Source organism: Duganella aceris (assembly GCF_011090165.1).
Taxonomy (GTDB): Bacteria; Pseudomonadota; Gammaproteobacteria; order Burkholderiales; family Burkholderiaceae_D; genus Rugamonas; species Rugamonas aceris.
Genome location: NZ_JAADJT010000009.1, coordinates 1 through 17673, shown reverse-complemented (window position 1 = coordinate 17673; position 17673 = coordinate 1). Strand labels below are relative to the sequence as shown.

Sequence of the window (17673 nt, the reverse complement as noted above, 5' to 3'; positions counted from 1 at the left end):
ACCATGGTCTCTCGCCTGATTAAGAAAACCGCCATCTTGGCGAAGCTGGAAACCAACTACGGCGTAGACGCAGTGCCGACCGGCGCCGCCAACGCCATGTTGGCCAGCAACCTCAGCATCAACCCGCTGAACGCTAACAATGTCGACCGCGCACTGATCCGCGCGTACTTCGGCGCATCGGAGCAGCTGGTCGGCACTCGCTACATGGAGTGCGGCTTTGACGTCGAGCTGGTAGGTTCCGGCGTCGCCGGCACGGCGCCGGCCTGGGGCCCGCTGATGCGCTCCATCGGCTTTGCTGAAACGATCACCGCCGCGTTGCGCGTCGACTACACGCCGATCTCCGACGGCATCGAGTCGTCGACCATCTACTGGTATGACGACGGCGTCCTGCACAAGCTGCTGGGAGTGCGCGGCACCGCGACGCTGGACCTGTCGGTCGGCGTCAAGCCGGTCATCTCGTTCAAGTTCATCGGCATCTACGGCGGCATCGCCGAGCAGGTGGCGCCGACCACGACGCTGACGGCATGGAAGGTGCCGCAGATCGTAGTGGACGCGCAGTCCGGCGACGTGACTTTGGGTGCAACGCATGCGCCAACGACCGCGCCGGCCTTGGTCGGTGGCACGCCAGTCGTCAGCCAGGGTCTGACCATTGACCTGGGCATCGTCGCCACGTTCCAGCCACTGCTGGGCGAGGAGTCGGTAGAGGTAACCGACCGGGCTGTCACCGGCGCGATCAAGTTGAAAGCTTCGGCCGCGCAAGAGGTCGAATACATGGGCAAGGTACTGCTGGCGCAGCTGTCCAGCGTCGGCCTGCAGCACGGCACCGTGGTCGCCAACAAGATCATGGTCTTCATGCCGGGCGTCCAGTTCACCGCGCCGACCAAGGAAGAGCTCAATGGCCAGCGCCTCATCGGCTACGCCCTGCGCGCCGTGCCGGTTGCCGGCAACGACGAATTCCGTCTCACCTGCTATTAAACCCTGGGGCCGCAGCGCCCCTCATTCAAGGAATACACATGAGCACTAAGTACAAAACGATTATCAGCAACACCGCCCGCATTCCTGTAAAGGGCTCGATCTCCGATGCGGATGGCAATCCAGTGCCGTTTAAATTTGCCCTGATTTGCACGCGCATGAGCGCGAAGGAGATGAAGGACCGTCTGGTCGGCGGCGAGGTACTGATGCAGGAAGTCCTCCAGGAAGTGGCCAAGGGTTGGGAAAAACAGACCTTGGTTTTGGACGAAGACGACAAGCCGGCGCCGTTCAATGAAGACTCGTTCGCCGCTTTGCTTGAAATCAGCGGGATGGCGGCGGTGTGCTTCAACGCGTACGTCAAAGGGCAGGCGGCGACAGAAAAAAACTAGAACAGGTCGCGCGCTTCGCGGCGCTCGGCCTGATCGAAACCGAAGGCGCACTCGCCCGCGAGCAGAGGGTGGTGGACGAGGCGCTAGCTGCTATCGGGCTTGTGGCAGTAACGCCGGTCACTAAGCTCGAAGAACTGTATCTCTGGCCGGAGAACGTCCGGTCTTGGAATCTCTTCCATGCGGTGGGTACACAGTGGAACATCGGTGCTAATGGCGCCGTCGGTCTGAACTACCAGGGAGTCGAGATGGTGATGCGGAACTGGCGCATCAAGCGCCGCGATGAGCAGCGAGTATTTCGTGAAATTCAAGTAATGGAACGCGCGACTCTTCGCGCATGGGAAGAAAGAAAAGATGGCTGAGACTCGGGTAGTTATCACAGGCGATGCAAACCAGGCGGTGAGTGAGTTCCAGCGCTTGCTCGCCGTGGCGACCGGGTCCCTGCAGAATATCTCCGCGCTCGGTGGGTCGACTGCAAGAGTGATGGCAGGCATCGCCGGCACGGTCGCCGCCGCCAGCGCCGCCTACCTGAGCTTCGCCGGGATCATCAACGGCGTCAGCCAATCTATCGACCGGCTCGCCCAGCTCGACGACTCGGCGCAAAAAACCGGTTCGTCGGTTGTGGATAGTTTGTCGAAATTGCAGAAGGTCGCGATGATGACCAATGTCGAATTCGGCAACGTCGACAAGGCCGTCTTCAATTTGGCGAAGACCCTTGGCGCGGCTGGTGACGAATCCAACGCGGCGCGCAAAGCGCTGTCGGATCTCGGTATCTCCGCGAAAGATATCCAGGGCGAGGACACGGCCGCGACGTTTATCCGGATCGCGAAAAGCCTGCAAAATTACGAGGACGGCGCTGGCAAGTCCGCCGTCATGAACACGCTGTTCAAAAAGTCAGCAGAGGAATTGATGCCGTATATGAACGACGTCGCCGAAAGCGTCGACAAGTTCTCCGGCAGAACCCAGCAGGCGGCCACGCAGGCATCTGGTTTCCAGGATGCCATGGGTTTGATGAAGGTCCGGACGGCGGAAATGTACGATGTGCTGACCGACAGCCTGCTGCCGGCGCTGGCCGCCTTCACAGGCCGGCTGCTCGACAGCGACGGCGCCATCAGCCGACTATCCGGTCGCGTGGATGCATTGGGCAAAAGCGGCGAACTGCGCAAGTGGGCCGAGGACATCGCGGACAGTGTCGGTTACATCGTTAATGCGATTGGCCCAGCAGTGAAAGTTGCGGCGGCTTACTTCGCGCTTTTCGTTGCCGCGCCCGCGATCTACACGGCAGTCGCTGCTGTGGTCTCCACTTTGGTCGGGGTGATCGCAACCTATGCGATGAATGTGCTGATCGGCCAGACCGCGACCATCGGCCTCAACACTGCGTTGTTCGGTACTTCGGTACAGGCGGAACTGGCATCCGGAGCGCTGACGAAGATGCAGCTCGCTGGCAATGCGCTGTTCGCGGCATTCGCTGGATGGCAGATCGGGACTTACCTGCGCGATAACTTTGTCGAGGCGCGGCTCGCCGGCCTGACTTTCGTGGGCGTCATGCTCAAGGGTTGGGAGAACTTAAAATACGGCGGCACGATGGCGGTCGAAGCAATCAGCTTCGCCTGGGATTCTGCCATTGGCACGATGAAGGCCGCGCACGCGGGCTTCGTTTCCGCCGTCGCAAAAGGACTTTCGCTGATTGGTCAGGATGATCGCGCCGCCGAGATGGATGCGTATGCAGATAGCTTGCGCGCTGCCGGCGGCGCCGTCGGCACATTCACTGCACGCACGGCCGCGCTCAATGCGGCACATCAAGCGGAGATCGACACCATCGACAGGAACATCGTCGAGATGATGGCATATGAGATGTCCTCAAATGCCGTGGCGGCAGCAGATGGTACCGTCGAAGAGAATAAGAAAAAGTTATTGAAGGCCACCAAGGACAACACCGAGGCCATCAAGGCTGAGCGCGAAGCATACGCCGGCATTATCTCCGGAATCAAATCGAAGATTGCTGAAGGGCGCTTGGAATTGGCGCTCGATGCCAATGCGACCGAGAGCCAGAAGGCCCGTATCAAACTCGACCAGGAGCTGGCGTCGGGCAAGCTCAAGCTGAGCAGTGCGCACCAGGCCACCGTGCGCGGTGTACTCGACGAGCAGGCGGCCGTTGAACTGTTGCTGAAAACGCGCGCGACCGAGAAAGAGGTCGCCAAGTACATCGATCAGAGCACTACTGCCCGCTCCGCGTCGACCGCCCAACTGGCCGCGGAATACCAGGCGTACGGACAATCCAGCGACGCGCGTGAACTTGCGATGGTGGAGGTCAAAGAGCAGGCCGCTTTGGAGCAATTCCTGAGCCAGCAAAAAATTGCGGGTCGAGCCATCAGTGATGAGCAGATCATTCAGCTGAAAGGCGAGGCTATGGCCCGGGTTGCCGTCGAACAGGCGACTTTAGCCCAGTCCAAGGCGCTGGCATATGCCGGCTCACTGAAGACCGAGAATGCCAAGTTCGCAGCCGAATCTCTGGCGGATCCGAAGGCTCGTGCCGACGCGCTGCTGGCGATCGACGTCGACATGTGGCAGGAGCGGATTGCTATTGCTGGCGCTGGGACCGAAGCTCAGCGTTCGCTGCAAGGCGAATACAACACCTGGTACAGGAACCAATCCAAGAAGCTGCTGGTCGATGTCGACCTGACACGCGCTACCGAAATGTTGAAGATCATGGAGGCGGTAGATGATGCTGCGCGCCAGGCCGCCGCTGGTATGGAGGCATCCTTCGGGCGCATCGGATCGGCCATCGGTAGCCTGACAACCGCGTTGACTGGCTACCAGCGTGCGCAAGCGACGGTGGCCGCGCAGCTGGCAGCCGCTATCCTGGATGCGAAAGGCGATCCGACCAAGATTGCGCAGGCCCAGGCGCTAGCAGCGCAGCAGGGCGCGCAGGCGCAGATTAAGTCGTATGGTGACATGGCCGGCGCCGCGAGGGGATTCTTCAAGGAAAACAGCAAAGGCTATAAGGCGCTCGAAACCACTGAGAAGGCGTTCCGCGCTGTTGAAATGGCGATGGCAATTGAGAATACGGTACGCAAGAGCGGTCTGCTCGAAGCGTTCACGGGCTTGTTTGTGGCGAGCAAGGCGACCGAAACCACTGTGGACACGGCGGCGACAGGTACGTCGGTGGTCAACTCCGGAATCCGTGCGGCCGCCGACGGTGTGGCGGCATTCGCCAAGACGCTGGCGTCCATCCCTTTCCCATTCAACGTCGCGGCCGGTGCCGCCGTGGTGGCGCTACTGGCCGGCATGGGAGTGAAGATCGCTGGAGGCGGCGGGGGCGGAGGAATGACTTCTGCTCAGCGTCAGGAGACTCAAGGCACCGGTTCCGTTTTCGGCGATAAATCGGCAAAATCCGACTCTATCGCGCGCTCGATCGAATTGGCTGCGACCAACTCCAGCATCGAGCTCACGCACACCGCCGGTATGCTGGCCTCGCTGAAGGCCATCGAGAACTCTATCGGCGGCCTGGGCAACCTGTTGGTGCGCGGCTCGGGACTGACTGGTGAAATGCCTGCGGGCAGCAAGAGCGCTGCCGAGAACCTAGTCAACAACGACAAATTCCAATTGGTTTTTGGCGGCGTGATCGGCCTCGCCTTTAGTAAATTAGATCAGGCCCTGGGCGGCTGGGCCGGGAAAATCGCAAGTTCCGTCTTCGGAGGTAAAGTCACAACGCTCGACACCGGCCTCACGGCGAACGCGGCGTCTCTGGGTAGCATCGCCGCCGGCGGCCTGAATGCGCAGCAATACACCGACATCAAGAAGTCGGGCGGGCTATTCCATAGCGACAAATACGACTCGCCGAAGACCGAACTGGGAGCCGAGGCTAATGACCAATTCTCAAAAGTGATCCTGAGCCTGGCCACTGGCGTCAAGACCGCTGCCGAGCTACTGGGCGTGGGCGGCGACGAGTTCACCAGGCATTTGAACTCGTTCGTTGTCGACATCGGCAAGATCAGCTTGAAGGATCTGAAAGGCGAGGAAATCCAGTCCGCCCTCGAATCCGTGTTCGCCAAACTCGGTGATGACATGGCGCAGTTCGGTGTCGCCGGCCTGGAGCAATTCCAGCAGGTAGGCGAAGGTTATTTCGAGACGCTGACCCGTGTCGCGACGAACTACGCAAATCTGAACTCGATTATGGAATCGATCGGCACGTCATTCGGCGCCACCGGCACGTCCAGCATTGCAGCGCGTGAGCGGCTGATTGAACTGACGGGCGGTATCGATGGTCTGGCCAGCCAGACGTCGGCGTTCGCGAACAATTTTCTCACGGAGGCCGAGCGGCTGGCACCGGTGCAAAAGTACGTTACCGACCAGTTGGCAGCTATGGGCCTGCAGAGCTTGGACACACGCGACAAGTTCAAGGAATACGCGCTTGGCCTGGTGAACTCGGGCGCGCTCGCCACCGAGGCCGGCGCGCAGCGTTACGCGTCGGTGCTGGCCCTGTCGGAAGCGTACGCAAAAACGCATGTCGCCACGGTCGACCTGACGAAGTCGGAGCAGGCAATCGCCGACGAGCGCGTCGACCTGCGCAACCAGTTGGACGAGTTGACGATGACGCAGGCGCAGCTGGCAGCAAAGGCGCGCGCGGCGATCGATGGCCACAATCTGGCGCTGTACGACCAAGTGGTGGTGGCGCAGGCGGCGAAGGATTCAGCCGCCGCTCTGGCCAGCGTGAATGAGGGCTATCAGCAGCAGATCGACGCGCTGCTCAAGGCGAGCATGACGGTCGTCGAGGTACGGGCGATCGAAACGAGGGGAATGGATGCAACCACTCTGGCGCTGTACGACCGCCTTGAGGCGCTGAAGGCGGAGGCCAAGGCTGTGGTGGATGCGAAGGCCGCGACTGAGGCGCTGACCAAGGCCCAACGGGATGCGGCTGCGGCGCTGGGCAAGGCGCTGTTGACTGCGGTCGAGAGCGCATTCAGCGGCTTGACCGCCGCAGTCGGTGAGCAGAAGAAGTTGCTGGAGTCCGCACACAAAACGGTGATGGACTCCATTCAGGCGCAGATCGATAGGACCTCGGGTCTGGTGACGAAATTGACCTCGCTGTCGGACGCGCTGCACGGCACCCTCGACAGCATTCGCGGGCAGTCGGGTTCGGCGGTCGATGACCGTGTGTCAGCTCAAGCCCAGGTCGCCGCTGCACTTGCAGTCGCTCGGGCGAGTGGCGTGATGCCGGATGCGGATTCGTTGAAGGGCGCACTGTCTACGCTTAGCAAGGATGCATCCGATCAGTTTTCGTCTTATCTGGACTACCAGCGTGATCTATACAGCACGCAAAACAACCTGGCTGCGTTGGCCGACTTGACCGACGACCAGCTGGGAACAGAAGAGCGTGCGCTGATCATGCTGGAAAAGCAGAAAGATCTAGCGCAGCTGGCGTATGACGCGGAAGTGCTGCGTCTGGACGGCTTGATCGATACCGCCAAGGCCCAGCTTGACGTGCTGAACGGCATCAACATCGGCGTAGCTTCGATCCCGGCGATGCTGGCCGCGTTCGCGAACGCAATCAAAGCGGCTATGGCGAACCCTGTCGCCAACGTGGGCGCGACAACGGCAGACGCGTATTCGCAATTCTTGGGTCGCGCGGCATCGACAAGCGAGGTCGATTACTGGAAGGGCCAGGCCGGCAATGGCGTGGATGTTGTGGGCGCCATCAAAGGGTCGGACGAGGCCAAGATCCAGGCGCTGTACAAGTCCCTGCTGGGCCGCACGGGCGACGCTGCCGGCGTCGATGCTTGGGAGGCTGCGCTGGCTGCTGGCCAGTCGTGGGATGCGATCAAGGCCGGCTTCATCGCCAGCGATGAGTATAAAAAGCTGCATCCGCCAGGCTTCGCTGCAGGTGGTGACTTCATGGGCGGCCTGCGCATCGTCGGCGAGAACGGACCTGAGCTGGAGGCAACGGGGCCATCGCGCATCTTCAACGCCAGCCAAACGCGCTCAATGCTGAATGGCGGCGACAACAGCGAGGTGGTTGCCGAGCTGCGCCTGTTGCGCGCGGAGGTGAAGGAAATGCGCAACCGGGAGCTGTACGCGATCGCTAAAAACACACTCAACACCGCCGACTCGCTCGACGGCGCCATCAACGGCGAAACGCCAATCGCAACCAAAGAAGTGGAAACCGCATGATTATCCTGGACCCAATCGCGGTGTCCGCCCCCGGCGTGTTCGTCAGCTCTAATGTTCCGGAAGATGACGCGCCGATCCAGAGCCTGACCCGGGTGTATGCCGCCGGCGACCGGATCATGGACCCGGCGGCGCACATGCTCTACGACTCGAAGGTGGGTGTGCGGGCGCCGGTGACTATCTCTATTGCGTCACCGGGTGTGATCAACTGCGCCGCGCACGGGCTGGTCGCTGGCGTTCCAGTCTCGTTCGCGAGCACCGGTGCGCTCCCGACCGGCCTGCTTCCCAATGTCGTCTATTTCGTGGTGGCGCCGACGACGAACGCCTACTCGGTGAGCGGCACCGTCGGCGGCGCGGCGATCGCGTTCACCGGCAGCCAGTCCGGAGTGCACAACGTGACGGCCGGCCAAAACTTCAACCGGCCGCTGACAGACAAGACGTATTGGCTACCGGCCGGCGCGACCAATCGCTGGAAGATGCTCGACACCTACAACAACACGCAGACAGAGCGCGCTGAGTCCATCGTGCTTAACGTCAAGCCGCTGGCAATCGCGCAGGGCATCTTCCTGGGCAACGTCGACGGCGCGGAGATTGTGATTACGTCGACGGATCCAGTTGCCGGCACTGTCTACAGCCAGGCAACCAGCATGCAAACCTCGAACTCGGGCAGCAGCTTCTATCGGTGGCTTTTCGGACGCCGACGCCGCAAGAGCTATTTCCTCACCTTGGACCTGCCGCTCTATTACAACGCGACGGTCTCAATCACGATCAATAAGCCGGGCGGCGTCGCCAAATGCGGCATGTGCTGCATCGGGCCGGTCGAGGATATCGGTGGCACTTATTACGGGCTCGGAACCGACATCAAGGACTACTCGACGACCAGGTTCAATTTCGACGGCACCAGCGAGACAACCGAGCGTGGCTTCTCCAAGCGCATGACGATCGATGTGTTGCTGGCCAACGATCTGATCGACTACGTTCAGGAAAAGCTCGCCGCCGCACGCCAACGCACATTGGTCTACATAGGCTCCAAAGAATATGGCTCAACTGTGCTGGCCGGGAAGTTCTCTTCGTTCAAAAATGTGATCGAAGGCCCCAAGCACTCAAAAATGGCACTGCAAATCGAAGGGACTGTTTAATGCCGATCACAAAACTGATGGAAGGCCTGCCGAATCAATCGATGTCGCAGGCTGACTTCGACCAGGCGACTGGTAAATACATGGCGGACCTTCCCGCTTGGGGTACCGAGGCGAACGCGCTCGCTGCCGACGTCAACGCGAAGCAGGGTGCGGCAGCAGACAGCGCCGCCTTGGCCGGCACGCGTGCCACAGCCGCCGGCGCCGCAGCAGGCGCCGCTGACGACAGCGCCGACGCGGCGGCCTTGAGTGCATCCGCCGCGCATGCCAGCGAGGTGGCTGCCGCCGCGAGTGCTGTCGCGTCCGCCAATTCGTCCGCAGGTGTCACCGCGTCGAGCACCACGCCCCTGACGCTCACCAATGGTACCAAGGCATTTACGGTTCCCGCTGGCAAGCAGTTCCTGGGGGGCGTTCCGATGGTGGCCGTCAGCGCCAGCACGCCGGCCGCAAAAGCGTTCGGGGTGGTCGCGTCCTACGTCGGCACCACGCTGACGCTGACGATCACCCACGTGGAAGGACCTGCCGGAACCTATGCCGACTGGAACATTTCGCCCGCTGGCGCGCAGGGCGGTACCGGCGGCACCGCCGGCGGCCAGCTGACCGGCGCCCTCGACGAGAAAAAGGGCACCGCGCCGGCCAGCAGTGCGACGCCGGACATCTGGGGCGCCGGTGGCAACTACGTCCCGATCACGCAGACGGCGGCGATCACCGGGTTCCCAAATGCGCCGCAGCCCGGTGCCAAGCGCACCTTGCGCGCGGAAGCATCGTTTCCCATTACGGCAAGCGCCACTCTGGACGTGCACGGGGGCTCAACGACGATCAATATCGGAGATGAACTTGACGTGGTAGCCGACACGGTTTCAGTGTTCCGTGTCACGGTTCGCCGCAATAACGGCGGCGGGTCGGGTTCGCCGGGCCGAGTAGTGCGGGTCTACAAGACTTCCACCGTCTTCACCGCCTCCGTTACCGGGTGGCACACGATTATTTTAGAAGCGGCTTCTGGATCCGGCGCCGTTGCTATGGCACACAATAACGACCGGGCCGCCGCCAGTGGTTCCTCGACCGGCGGGATTGTGATCAAAACATTTTACGCGGTGGCAGGCGATACTTTCGTGCTCAATCTCGGGTCGAGGGGGGCATCGGTATCGCTCACGGGCGCCGCTCCGGGTGCTGTCAACGGCAACGACGCCGCCGATTCGACCTTTGTTGGCGGTTCCGTATCACTCACAGCCGGCGGCGGAAAGAAGGGCAACGCCACTGTGGGTTCAACTAATTCCACCGTTGCAGCCGGCGCTGCCGGCGGCACGGCTTCCGGTGGCGACTTCAATTTTCCGGGCAGCCCTTCGGGGACGGTCACTGTCACGCTGACGGGTTCCGCAATCAGTGCCGCTGGGGCATCGGGGGGCGCCGCACCGCCTTACAAGGGAGTCGCCAACAAAAGCGGAGATGTACAAGTGACTAGCAACGGAACCGGGGGGGTGATGGCGGCCTCTGGCGGCGCCGGTGTTGGCGGCAAAAGCGGCGACGCCACGGCGGTAAATTCAACCGCGACCAGCGGCGGCGGCGGCTCGGATTCGGCATCCCCTAATGCCACTACTTCTTCACCTGGGGTGGGTGGGGCAGGTGTCGATCCCGATTTTGCGGGAAATCTCGTCGCTGCGCCATTTAACTTTACGGGGGCTGGTTCTCCTTCAGTAGCGGGCGGCACTAGCACTGGAGGGGGTGTATCGGGCGCAGGCAGTGGTGCTTTGATTTTGTCATCCGGGTCCAGCGCGGCTACAGGCATTGCAGCTTTGATGGGAGGCACCGGGGGGATCGCTTGCACTACCGCTTCCAGCGGTGCGGTGTTGAATAGCGGTACTTCAAACTACGCAGGCGGAACAGGCGGTGTTGCTTTAGCCTCCAACACTACCGTAGGTGCCACCCTGATCTCGGGTAATGGCGGTGTGGCGCTCGCAACTATCATCTCGCCCTAAGGAGCAAAAATGAGCGGAATTCTTTACACTTGCGCCGGCGACGAGCTGCCCGGCGATGCGGAACTGATCAACGCCGACGGTGTGCACTTCACCACGATCGTAGCCTCGCGCTGCCACGCTGAATGGTACTGCACCAGCAACGGCTACACCTGGCGCTGGCGTGAGGGCATCGATCCCGAGGATCCGACCACCTGGCCGGCGCCGCCGGAGGATCCGCAACCCGAACCGGAGCCGGCAAAATGAGCCGCGCCGCCGCCCGGCCACTGGCGGAGCGCCGCACGCATCACCGGCGCAAGTCGATTCAGGCGCACGCGGGTTCGGTTTTTCGATTCTACATCGGAGGCAACGCCATCGTCAGCTGGTACGTGGCGATGACCGATCCGCGTTCGCTGCTGCACTTGATCGCCTCAACGCCCGAAGGCATGGTGCTCGCGTGGGCGGTGATGCTGATCGGCGCTTGGGCGCTGGCCGACGCGATCATCAACGACGTGCTGCCGTGCCGCTTCCGGTGGCCGCTGGCGCTGGCGCAGCGCCACTTCATCCTGGTGGGCATGGCGTTCGGCTACGTTGCCCAGCTCTATATCGCGGTCAGCACCGCGCGCCCAGCTTCGCTGCTTGTCTATTACGTCTGGCACACGTCGGTCATCATGGCCGTCGCCTTTATCGACGCCACCCAGAGATCAAAGGATCAAGCATGCAAAATTACGGCCTCCTAAAAAAAGCGGCCTGGACTTGGTTGGCGATGTTTTGGAGCGCCAGTGCGTGGGCGGCCACGACGACGTTCGCCAGCGACCTTTCGAAAATCCCAGCAGCGGCCGTCGCCGTGGCGCTTGGCCTGTCCCTGATCGGCGGTGCCGCCGCCACGCTCCGCAAGATCGCCAGCCCTGACGTGGTCATCACCAACATGCGCTGGGTCGTCGCCAGCGACATGTTGATGGCAGTCGTGGCCGGCTTGGTCACGTATTCGGTGATCGCCTGGCAGGAATTCCCGCTGCTGTTGCAGCCGGGCTGCATCACGATTGCGGCGTTCGGCGGCTCGCGCGTGCTGGATCGCTACCTCGGCGCCGGCCTGGCGCAGGTCGACCGCCTCGCAGGCAAACCACAAACTGAAGGAGTTCAACCATGAACCTGACGAAGAACTTCACGCTGGCGGAGCTGACCTATTCAGCCACGGCCGTGCGCGACGGGCTGGACAATACGCCTTCCGTCACCGTGATCGCCGAACTGCAGCGTACCGCTAACATGATGCAGCGCATTCGCGACTACCTGTCGACGCTGCAGGACCGCGATACGCCGCTGTCCGATATCAGCGGCTATCGCGCGCTGCAGGTCAATCGAGCAGTAGGCAGTTCGGATACCAGCGATCACGTCAAGGGGATGGCGGCCGACTTCAAGGCAGCTGGCATGACGCCCTACGATGTCTGCCAAGCGCTGGCGCCGAAGATGGCGGAGTTGGGCATCGGCCAGCTCATCAACGAACTGACCTGGGTGCACGTCGGCCGGCCGGTACCCGCCAAGGCGGTCAACCGGATCATCACCATCGACCGCCACGGCACGCGGCCGGGAATTATACGGGTGCGACTGTGAGCGCGCTCGGCGACATGGCCAGCGCCGCCGGTGGTGCAGTGACCGGCGGCTTGTGGAAGGTCGGCGCCATTGTGCTTGCCGGTCTGCTGGTGCTTACCGGCGGATCGCTGGGCGGCGGCTGGTGGTTGGCGGCGCACGACCGCGACAAGGCCGAGGTGGCGCTGCGGGTGGAGCAGGGTACCAGCGCCGCGCTGCGCGCCGGCATCAACACCCAGAATACAGCCATCATTGCCTTGGGCAAGGAGAAGCTGAAGGCTGAGGCGCGCGGCCTAGCCGCCCAGCAGCTCGCCGCAGCAAATGGCAAACGCTTCGATGCTGCCTTGGCGGCGGCCGCCGGCAAGCGCGCGACCACCTGTGCCGAAGCTATGCCCATCGTCGACCAGTTGCTGAAGGACATCAAATGAAAAAATGGATCTTGCTGAGCGTGCTGCTGGCCGGCTGCGGCGCACTGCCGCCGGCCACCCAGCGGGTCGACATTCCCGTTCTTGCTCCGTGTGTAAAGGAGGTGCCGCCGCGCCCCGATTATGAGTTTGGGAAGATGTCGATCTCCGATGCCGATGGCGAGAAGGTCCTGGCGCTCGCGCGCGATTGGCCGCGAGGTCGTGCCTACGAGCAAAAGCTAGAGGCGGTGATTGCGGGATGCCTATAGCTAGTATTGATAATTTGATAAATCGCAAACCATAGGATAGAGGCTCGCCATATCATCGTGCGTTTTGAAGGAATCGAACGATGGTAAAAAGTGCGCCTACCCTGCCAAATGACCTCCGCGACATCTTGTCCAACTGGGTCGGATTGGCGAATGCCACGGTTGCGCCGCAACTAGACGGTGACGATTGGCTGCGTTTAACGCGGGCCGCACAGGCCGTCGAGATGATGATCCAGAAGGAAGATGTCCCGGTCACCGCAGCAGCGACCGTTGCACATCTCTTGCGCGCCATGGCCTTGCACTGGAAGGGTGGGGACCAGCACCTTGACCAGCATATCGCGGTAGTGCGTGCATGGCTGAAAGGCCTGAGAAAATAGCGCGATGCTGGCGACCTCAGGCGGCCAGCTCGATCGGTTCGCCCATTTCCGGGCCGTCTGCGCCGGTGTTTAGCGCACGGGTGACCGGAAACCATTCGAAGAGCTCGACGTCGAGCATCGCGGTGCGCGCCAGGTGCTCGGCTTCTTCGGGCGTCAACGCCGGATCCAGCCAGCGGCGCGCGTCCTCGGCGCTGACCGCGACGGGGCGGCGGTCGTGCACGTCGACCATGCCGCCCAGGGAATCGGCGGTGACAAGCACGAAGCCCGCTTCTTCGCGGTTCTCGACGAACGGCCCGAAGTTGGCCAGCGCCAGGAGGAATAGCGGCTCACGATCTCTCCGATGGATGTGCCACGGCTGCTTCGATCCCTTTTCTCCGGTCCACTCGTACCAACCGTTTGCGCACACGATGCCGCGCCCGGCCCGGGTGAGCGGCTTCCAGTAGGCGCCGAGGAGCTTCTCGACCTTGGCATTGACTGCGATCGGGATTTTTTTCCTCGGCGGGACCGGTTTCGCGGCCGCAGCCCACGCAGGGCGGTAGCTCCAGAACACGTCGTCAGCTACCAGGCGGCCTCCGTCCATGTGCAGCACCGGCCTGTACGTGCCGGGCGGCACGTTCCAGCGGCCCGCCGCCTCACTGCGATTCAATACTTCGTCCACCCAGTCGAAGTTGACGAGGAGGCGGCTAATGTCGTTCTGATCTAGGCGTCCACACATGCAGTTATCATAACCCGCGTCACCTTTTTGATATACTGTACGCGCATACAGTATTTATCAGGTGAAATAAATGAAAGCGTGGGTAGCAAGAAGGCGGTCGGGCGGCGCGCTGCTCGATGAGCCAATCCAATTCGCGGCGTCGCCCGAGCTGCTGGAGCTGCTGGTGGTCGAGGTAACCGATCAGGGCAAGCGCCGCCCGTCAAGAGTCGCGCGCCTTTTTCTGGCCGGCTCGCGGGTGCCGCTGGCGCAGCTGGTCACGCCGCGCCTGGTATGGGGCAACGGCTGGGACCTAGTGCTTAGCGGTGCCGAGGAGGGGCAAGCCGAGGGCGGAATTGCCGGAGTGGCGCAGTCGTGGATTTGCCGGCTCGCGCCGCCCCCGTATGCCGTCGGCTTTCTGGCGCGCCACACGCACAAGGACGGTGTGGAACTCAGGAAGGGCGCGATCTTCGATCGTTACGCGTCCAGCACCAAGGGCAAGCTGGTAGTGGCCAGTGCGCACGCCACCTCCCTCGGCCGCCAAACGATGCGAGCCGACCTGACTCGTGGGAAAGATCGGGAGAGGACTTTTGGAGGTGCCTTGGTTGACGTCGAGCTGGGGTGGATGTCCGAAGAGCGGTTCTCGCTGATCGGGTTCCAGCAGCACGAGGCCTATGAGAGCCGGCCGGCGCGGCTAGTGCGCCAGGGCTGGCTCTGCGAATACGAAATTGAGGAGCCGGAGGATGACCGGCGCCGGCGCAAAAACGGTGACCTGCGTTGAGGCGTAACTTTCGGCGTAACTGGGTTCAGCGAGCTGGTAGCTTTATAGGGGAAAGCACCAAGCCATCATCGGTACGAGGCATATCGGTCTAGGTTGAGAGAAATTGGTGTTATTCTCGAGCTATCTTTTTTGACAATGGTCCAAGTTCCATGAAAATTCCTAAAGTATTTATTTCGTATTCGCATGACTCGCAGGCTCATAAAGAGTGGACCATGAATTTTGCAATTCGTTTGCGTAACTCTGGTGTTGACGCGATTCTTGACCAGTGGGAGTTACAGCCTGGTGGGGACATACCGCACTTTATGGAACAGAATTTGGCATCTGCCGATCGAGTACTGATGATATGCACGGGTGCATATGTAGCAAAAGCGAACTCGGGGGCCGGCGGGGTCGGGTACGAAAAAATGATCGTCACAGCCGATCTCATGAAGTCAATCGAGTCTGCTAAAGTAATTCCAATCATTCGTCAGGATGGCGGACGCACGGTTCCCACGTTCCTCTCTTCTAAATATTTCATTGATTTTTCCGGCGCGGACAATGAATATGCCTATGATGAGCTTGTCCGCACTCTCGTAGGTGCGCCTTTATTCGTAAAACCGCCTATATCGCATGATCTGTTCAAGCCAGTTGCACAGACTCCTGCAGAACCTACAATCGACAATGTCCGGATGGTGATGCAGGTAGTGGTATCGCTCTTCGAGAAAACGCCGGATACGTGGATACTTTACGCGCATGTTTTGAAGGCCGCACCGGTATCCAGAATACTGCTCGATTTCGCAATTGATGAAGCTTTGCAGCAAGGCTTACTTGCTAGAGATTCTCTAAATAGGATAGGAATTAGGTCTTCCGGTAAGGAATACGCCGTGTTGCATAAGCTAATCCGGAGCTAGTTGGTGACAAGAACTTAGGGGGGCAGTTTTTGCTTGTAGGTATATTTTTAAGGACATAGGTCTGGCGTACTTTTGAAGCCGTGATGATGGCGATTGTGCGCTTACACCGCTGGCACTGAATTCGGTTCCAGATCGGGGAATCGCATTGTGCGGGGACGGCTAAATTTTTCTGGCGGGAAGATGGTAAAGAGCAGTATAACTATTTGATTATATTGGTTTTTCGTTTCCGGCAAGCGGCACCAGAACTCAGCATTAAGAAATACCAAGAAGTACCGAGACCCGCTTTTCCCATAGGAGAAGCGGGTTTTTTGCTGTCCCCGGACGTTTAATGAATTAGCATGAAATACCAACATCTGGTTGGTCTTTTTGTTGGTACTTACCTCAGCAGGTAAAAAAAGTACCAACACCGGAGTCAACTATGGCACTGACAGACACCTTTATCCGGCACGTCAAGCATAGTGGTGCGGCTGCGGGAGATAAGCATTCCGACGGGCAGGGCATGTTCTTGCTGGTCAAAAAGACGCACAAGTACTGGCGTATGAGCTACAGATGGCTCGGTAAGCAAAAGACGCTGGCGCTTGGTGTTTATCCTGAAGTTTCGCTGGCGCAGGCCCGCAAGCTTCGCACTGAGGCTCGCGAGGCCCTGGCGGCTGGCATCGATCCAAGCCAACTCAAACGCGAGACTAAAGCAAACAAGGTTCATGAGGCAGCCAACACTTTTGAAGGGCTGGCGCTGGCGTGGCTGGCGATGATGTCGCATAGCCGCTCAGCTGGCACCCAGGAGAAGGTGGCGGCCTGGTTGAAGCATGACCTGTTTCCCTACCTTGGCAAGCTGCCGGTAGCGTTGATCAAACCGCGTGACATCCTTACAGTGGTGCAGAAGGTTGAGGCACGAGGCGCAATTGATTCGGCCCATCGCATCAAGCAGGTCTGCGGCCAGATCATGCGATATGGTGTGGCGATTGGCGTGGTGGAGCGCGATGTCACGGCGGATCTGAGGGGCGCGCTGATCTCTGTGCCGCGAACTAATTTTGCCGCGATCACGGAGCCAAAGCAGGTCGCGGCCCTAATGCGTTCCATATACGGCTATAACGGCCATTTTGTGGCAGTGGCGGCGCTTAAGCTCTCGCCCCTTCTGTTTGTGCGTCCGGGAGAATTGCGGAGCGCAGAATGGCTGGAATTCGATCTGGACGCGGCGGAGTGGCGCATCCCCGCAGCGAAAATGAAGATGAAGGTCGAACACATGGTGCCGCTGGCGCGGCAGGCGGTGGAGATTCTGCGCGAACTGCATCGGGTGACAGGCCACGGAAAATTTGTGTTTCCGAGTTTTCGCACCGACGATGCATGTATGAGCGAGAACACCATCAACGCCGCATTGCGCGGCATGGGCTACGCGAAAGAAGTCATTGTTCGTTTGCTGGCCGGATTGACCCTCTCGAATTGACCCTCCCTCCAGGTCCTCGCGAACGCCGCGACCCTGTCGTAAGACCCCTCGAACCCCAACTCCTTTAAATCCTCGTGGATCTGTTTCAGCGTGCGCCGCTGCTTGCGGGATCGCGCCGCCTCGGTCTTGAGCATCGCCGAAAGTTGGAAAGCGTATTGGTCGATGGCCCGCTTGGAGCGCCGCTCAGCGTAGGCCGGCTCTATGGTTTCCGAGCGCAGGTAGCGCCGGACGGTGTTCCGCGAGATGCCCAGACGCCTGGCAATCTCTCTCAATGGGATCTGGTCACGAATGTGCCAGCGTCGAATAATGCCTAGTAATGCCACGTCGATCACTCCGATTCCCCGCTCAATGTCGTGAGCAGGATTGTGTCTTAAACGTGGGTCAGATTCGTTTGCAAATTATGCGGCAAAGTGGGTCAGATTTCGCTGCAAATCAACACCTATGGGCGACAAAGAGTCTCCATAAGGGTAGTTTATTACGTCCTACCGGCCGGGCATTGAGATAGCCCCCTGATTCACCGTACACGGCCTATGCGCTATTCTTACGGATAGGAATAGGACTGTGCATATGACTAGGAACAAGCAAACAATCGAGGTTGTAACGGTAAGCGAAGAGCGCC

General features: G+C 60.5%; 17 protein-coding genes and 1 pseudogene. 16 read left to right on the top strand and 2 right to left on the bottom strand.

Annotation, left to right across the window (positions count from 1 at the left end):
• Window positions 1-3 precede the first annotated feature (3 nt).
• The 13 genes from GW587_RS19435 to GW587_RS19375 all read left to right on the top strand — a co-directional run bounded on the left by GW587_RS19435 (window position 4) and on the right by GW587_RS19375 (window position 13248).
• Complete coding sequence (locus tag GW587_RS19435; RefSeq protein ID WP_166106260.1) at window positions 4-975, top strand: phage tail tube protein; 972 nt, start codon at window positions 4-6, stop codon at window positions 973-975.
• A gap of 38 nt (window positions 976-1013) precedes the next feature.
• A complete protein-coding gene (locus GW587_RS19430; RefSeq protein ID WP_166106259.1) occupies window positions 1014-1361 on the top strand; it encodes a hypothetical protein in 348 nt (115 codons plus the stop codon).
• The gene (locus GW587_RS31425; RefSeq protein WP_166106258.1) at window positions 1313-1720 is read left to right on the top strand and encodes a DUF1799 domain-containing protein; all 408 of its coding nucleotides are present in this window, start codon (window positions 1313-1315) and stop codon (window positions 1718-1720) included. The genes GW587_RS19430 and GW587_RS31425 overlap by 49 nt, the downstream gene beginning before the upstream one ends.
• A complete protein-coding gene (locus GW587_RS19420) occupies window positions 1713-7529 on the top strand; it encodes a DUF4214 domain-containing protein (RefSeq protein ID WP_166106257.1) in 5817 nt (1938 codons plus the stop codon). Before GW587_RS31425 ends, GW587_RS19420 begins: the two co-directional genes overlap by 8 nt.
• Window positions 7526-8665: a hypothetical protein gene (locus tag GW587_RS19415; RefSeq protein ID WP_166106256.1), complete on the top strand. Its 1140-nt coding sequence runs from the start codon at window positions 7526-7528 to the stop codon at window positions 8663-8665. The genes GW587_RS19420 and GW587_RS19415 overlap by 4 nt, the downstream gene beginning before the upstream one ends.
• Window positions 8665-10638: a hypothetical protein gene (locus tag GW587_RS19410; RefSeq protein WP_166106255.1), complete on the top strand. Its 1974-nt coding sequence runs from the start codon at window positions 8665-8667 to the stop codon at window positions 10636-10638. The genes GW587_RS19415 and GW587_RS19410 overlap by 1 nt, the downstream gene beginning before the upstream one ends.
• A 9-nt stretch (window positions 10639-10647) precedes the next feature.
• Entirely contained in the window at window positions 10648-10881 is a 234-nt protein-coding gene (locus GW587_RS19405) for a hypothetical protein (RefSeq protein ID WP_166106254.1), read from the top strand.
• A complete protein-coding gene (locus GW587_RS19400; RefSeq protein ID WP_166106253.1) occupies window positions 10878-11354 on the top strand; it encodes a hypothetical protein in 477 nt (158 codons plus the stop codon). Before GW587_RS19405 ends, GW587_RS19400 begins: the two co-directional genes overlap by 4 nt.
• Window positions 11333-11764 carry a hypothetical protein gene (locus GW587_RS19395; RefSeq protein WP_166106252.1) on the top strand — a complete coding sequence of 144 codons (432 nt, stop codon included), beginning with the start codon at window positions 11333-11335 and terminating at the stop codon, window positions 11762-11764. The genes GW587_RS19400 and GW587_RS19395 overlap by 22 nt, the downstream gene beginning before the upstream one ends.
• Window positions 11761-12225, top strand: a complete 465-nt coding sequence (locus GW587_RS19390) for a D-Ala-D-Ala carboxypeptidase family metallohydrolase (protein ID WP_166106251.1) — start codon at window positions 11761-11763, stop codon at window positions 12223-12225. The genes GW587_RS19395 and GW587_RS19390 overlap by 4 nt, the downstream gene beginning before the upstream one ends.
• Entirely contained in the window at window positions 12222-12629 is a 408-nt protein-coding gene (locus GW587_RS19385) for a hypothetical protein (RefSeq protein WP_166106250.1), read from the top strand. The genes GW587_RS19390 and GW587_RS19385 overlap by 4 nt, the downstream gene beginning before the upstream one ends.
• The gene (locus tag GW587_RS19380) at window positions 12626-12874 is read left to right on the top strand and encodes a hypothetical protein (RefSeq protein ID WP_166106249.1); all 249 of its coding nucleotides are present in this window, start codon (window positions 12626-12628) and stop codon (window positions 12872-12874) included. Before GW587_RS19385 ends, GW587_RS19380 begins: the two co-directional genes overlap by 4 nt.
• Window positions 12875-12954: 80 nt before the next feature.
• Window positions 12955-13248, top strand: a complete 294-nt coding sequence (locus GW587_RS19375; RefSeq protein ID WP_166106248.1) for a hypothetical protein — start codon at window positions 12955-12957, stop codon at window positions 13246-13248.
• Between the two features lie 16 nt (window positions 13249-13264).
• Here the strand turns inward: GW587_RS19375 and GW587_RS19370 are convergent, their stop codons facing one another.
• On the bottom strand, window positions 13265-13963 hold the full coding sequence (locus tag GW587_RS19370; RefSeq protein WP_166106247.1) for an SOS response-associated peptidase: 699 nt from the start codon (window positions 13961-13963) through the stop codon (window positions 13265-13267).
• 70 nt (window positions 13964-14033) lie between these two features.
• Here GW587_RS19370 and GW587_RS19365 point away from each other — a divergent pair, with 70 nt between their 5' ends.
• From GW587_RS19365 to GW587_RS19355, 3 genes are all read left to right on the top strand, one after another.
• Window positions 14034-14720 carry a hypothetical protein gene (locus GW587_RS19365; protein WP_166106246.1) on the top strand — a complete coding sequence of 229 codons (687 nt, stop codon included), beginning with the start codon at window positions 14034-14036 and terminating at the stop codon, window positions 14718-14720.
• Between the two features lie 149 nt (window positions 14721-14869).
• On the top strand, window positions 14870-15610 hold the full coding sequence (locus tag GW587_RS19360) for a toll/interleukin-1 receptor domain-containing protein (protein WP_166106245.1): 741 nt from the start codon (window positions 14870-14872) through the stop codon (window positions 15608-15610).
• 418 nt (window positions 15611-16028) lie between these two features.
• Window positions 16029-17054: a tyrosine-type recombinase/integrase gene (locus GW587_RS19355; protein WP_166106244.1), complete on the top strand. Its 1026-nt coding sequence runs from the start codon at window positions 16029-16031 to the stop codon at window positions 17052-17054.
• A 2-nt stretch (window positions 17055-17056) separates the two neighbouring features.
• On the opposite strand, the pseudogene GW587_RS19350 reads toward GW587_RS19355, so the two are convergent.
• Window positions 17057-17386 (bottom strand): annotated as a pseudogene (locus GW587_RS19350) (helix-turn-helix domain-containing protein); the annotation flags it as partial.
• Between the last annotated feature and the right edge of the window lie 287 nt (window positions 17387-17673).

Coding starts and splice junctions, on each gene's coding strand:
- GW587_RS19435 (WP_166106260.1), top strand. CDS start 4: ATGGTCTCTCGCCTGATTAAGAAAACCGCCATCTTGGCGAAGCTGGAA.
- GW587_RS19430 (WP_166106259.1), top strand. CDS start 1,014: ATGAGCACTAAGTACAAAACGATTATCAGCAACACCGCCCGCATTCCT.
- GW587_RS19420 (WP_166106257.1), top strand. CDS start 1,713: ATGGCTGAGACTCGGGTAGTTATCACAGGCGATGCAAACCAGGCGGTG.
- GW587_RS19415 (WP_166106256.1), top strand. CDS start 7,526: ATGATTATCCTGGACCCAATCGCGGTGTCCGCCCCCGGCGTGTTCGTC.
- GW587_RS19410 (WP_166106255.1), top strand. CDS start 8,665: ATGCCGATCACAAAACTGATGGAAGGCCTGCCGAATCAATCGATGTCG.
- GW587_RS19405 (WP_166106254.1), top strand. CDS start 10,648: ATGAGCGGAATTCTTTACACTTGCGCCGGCGACGAGCTGCCCGGCGAT.
- GW587_RS19400 (WP_166106253.1), top strand. CDS start 10,878: ATGAGCCGCGCCGCCGCCCGGCCACTGGCGGAGCGCCGCACGCATCAC.
- GW587_RS19395 (WP_166106252.1), top strand. CDS start 11,333: ATGCAAAATTACGGCCTCCTAAAAAAAGCGGCCTGGACTTGGTTGGCG.
- GW587_RS19390 (WP_166106251.1), top strand. CDS start 11,761: ATGAACCTGACGAAGAACTTCACGCTGGCGGAGCTGACCTATTCAGCC.
- GW587_RS19380 (WP_166106249.1), top strand. CDS start 12,626: ATGAAAAAATGGATCTTGCTGAGCGTGCTGCTGGCCGGCTGCGGCGCA.
- GW587_RS19375 (WP_166106248.1), top strand. CDS start 12,955: ATGGTAAAAAGTGCGCCTACCCTGCCAAATGACCTCCGCGACATCTTG.
- GW587_RS19370 (WP_166106247.1), bottom strand. CDS start 13,963: ATGTGTGGACGCCTAGATCAGAACGACATTAGCCGCCTCCTCGTCAAC.
- GW587_RS19365 (WP_166106246.1), top strand. CDS start 14,034: ATGAAAGCGTGGGTAGCAAGAAGGCGGTCGGGCGGCGCGCTGCTCGAT.
- GW587_RS19360 (WP_166106245.1), top strand. CDS start 14,870: ATGAAAATTCCTAAAGTATTTATTTCGTATTCGCATGACTCGCAGGCT.
- GW587_RS19355 (WP_166106244.1), top strand. CDS start 16,029: ATGGCACTGACAGACACCTTTATCCGGCACGTCAAGCATAGTGGTGCG.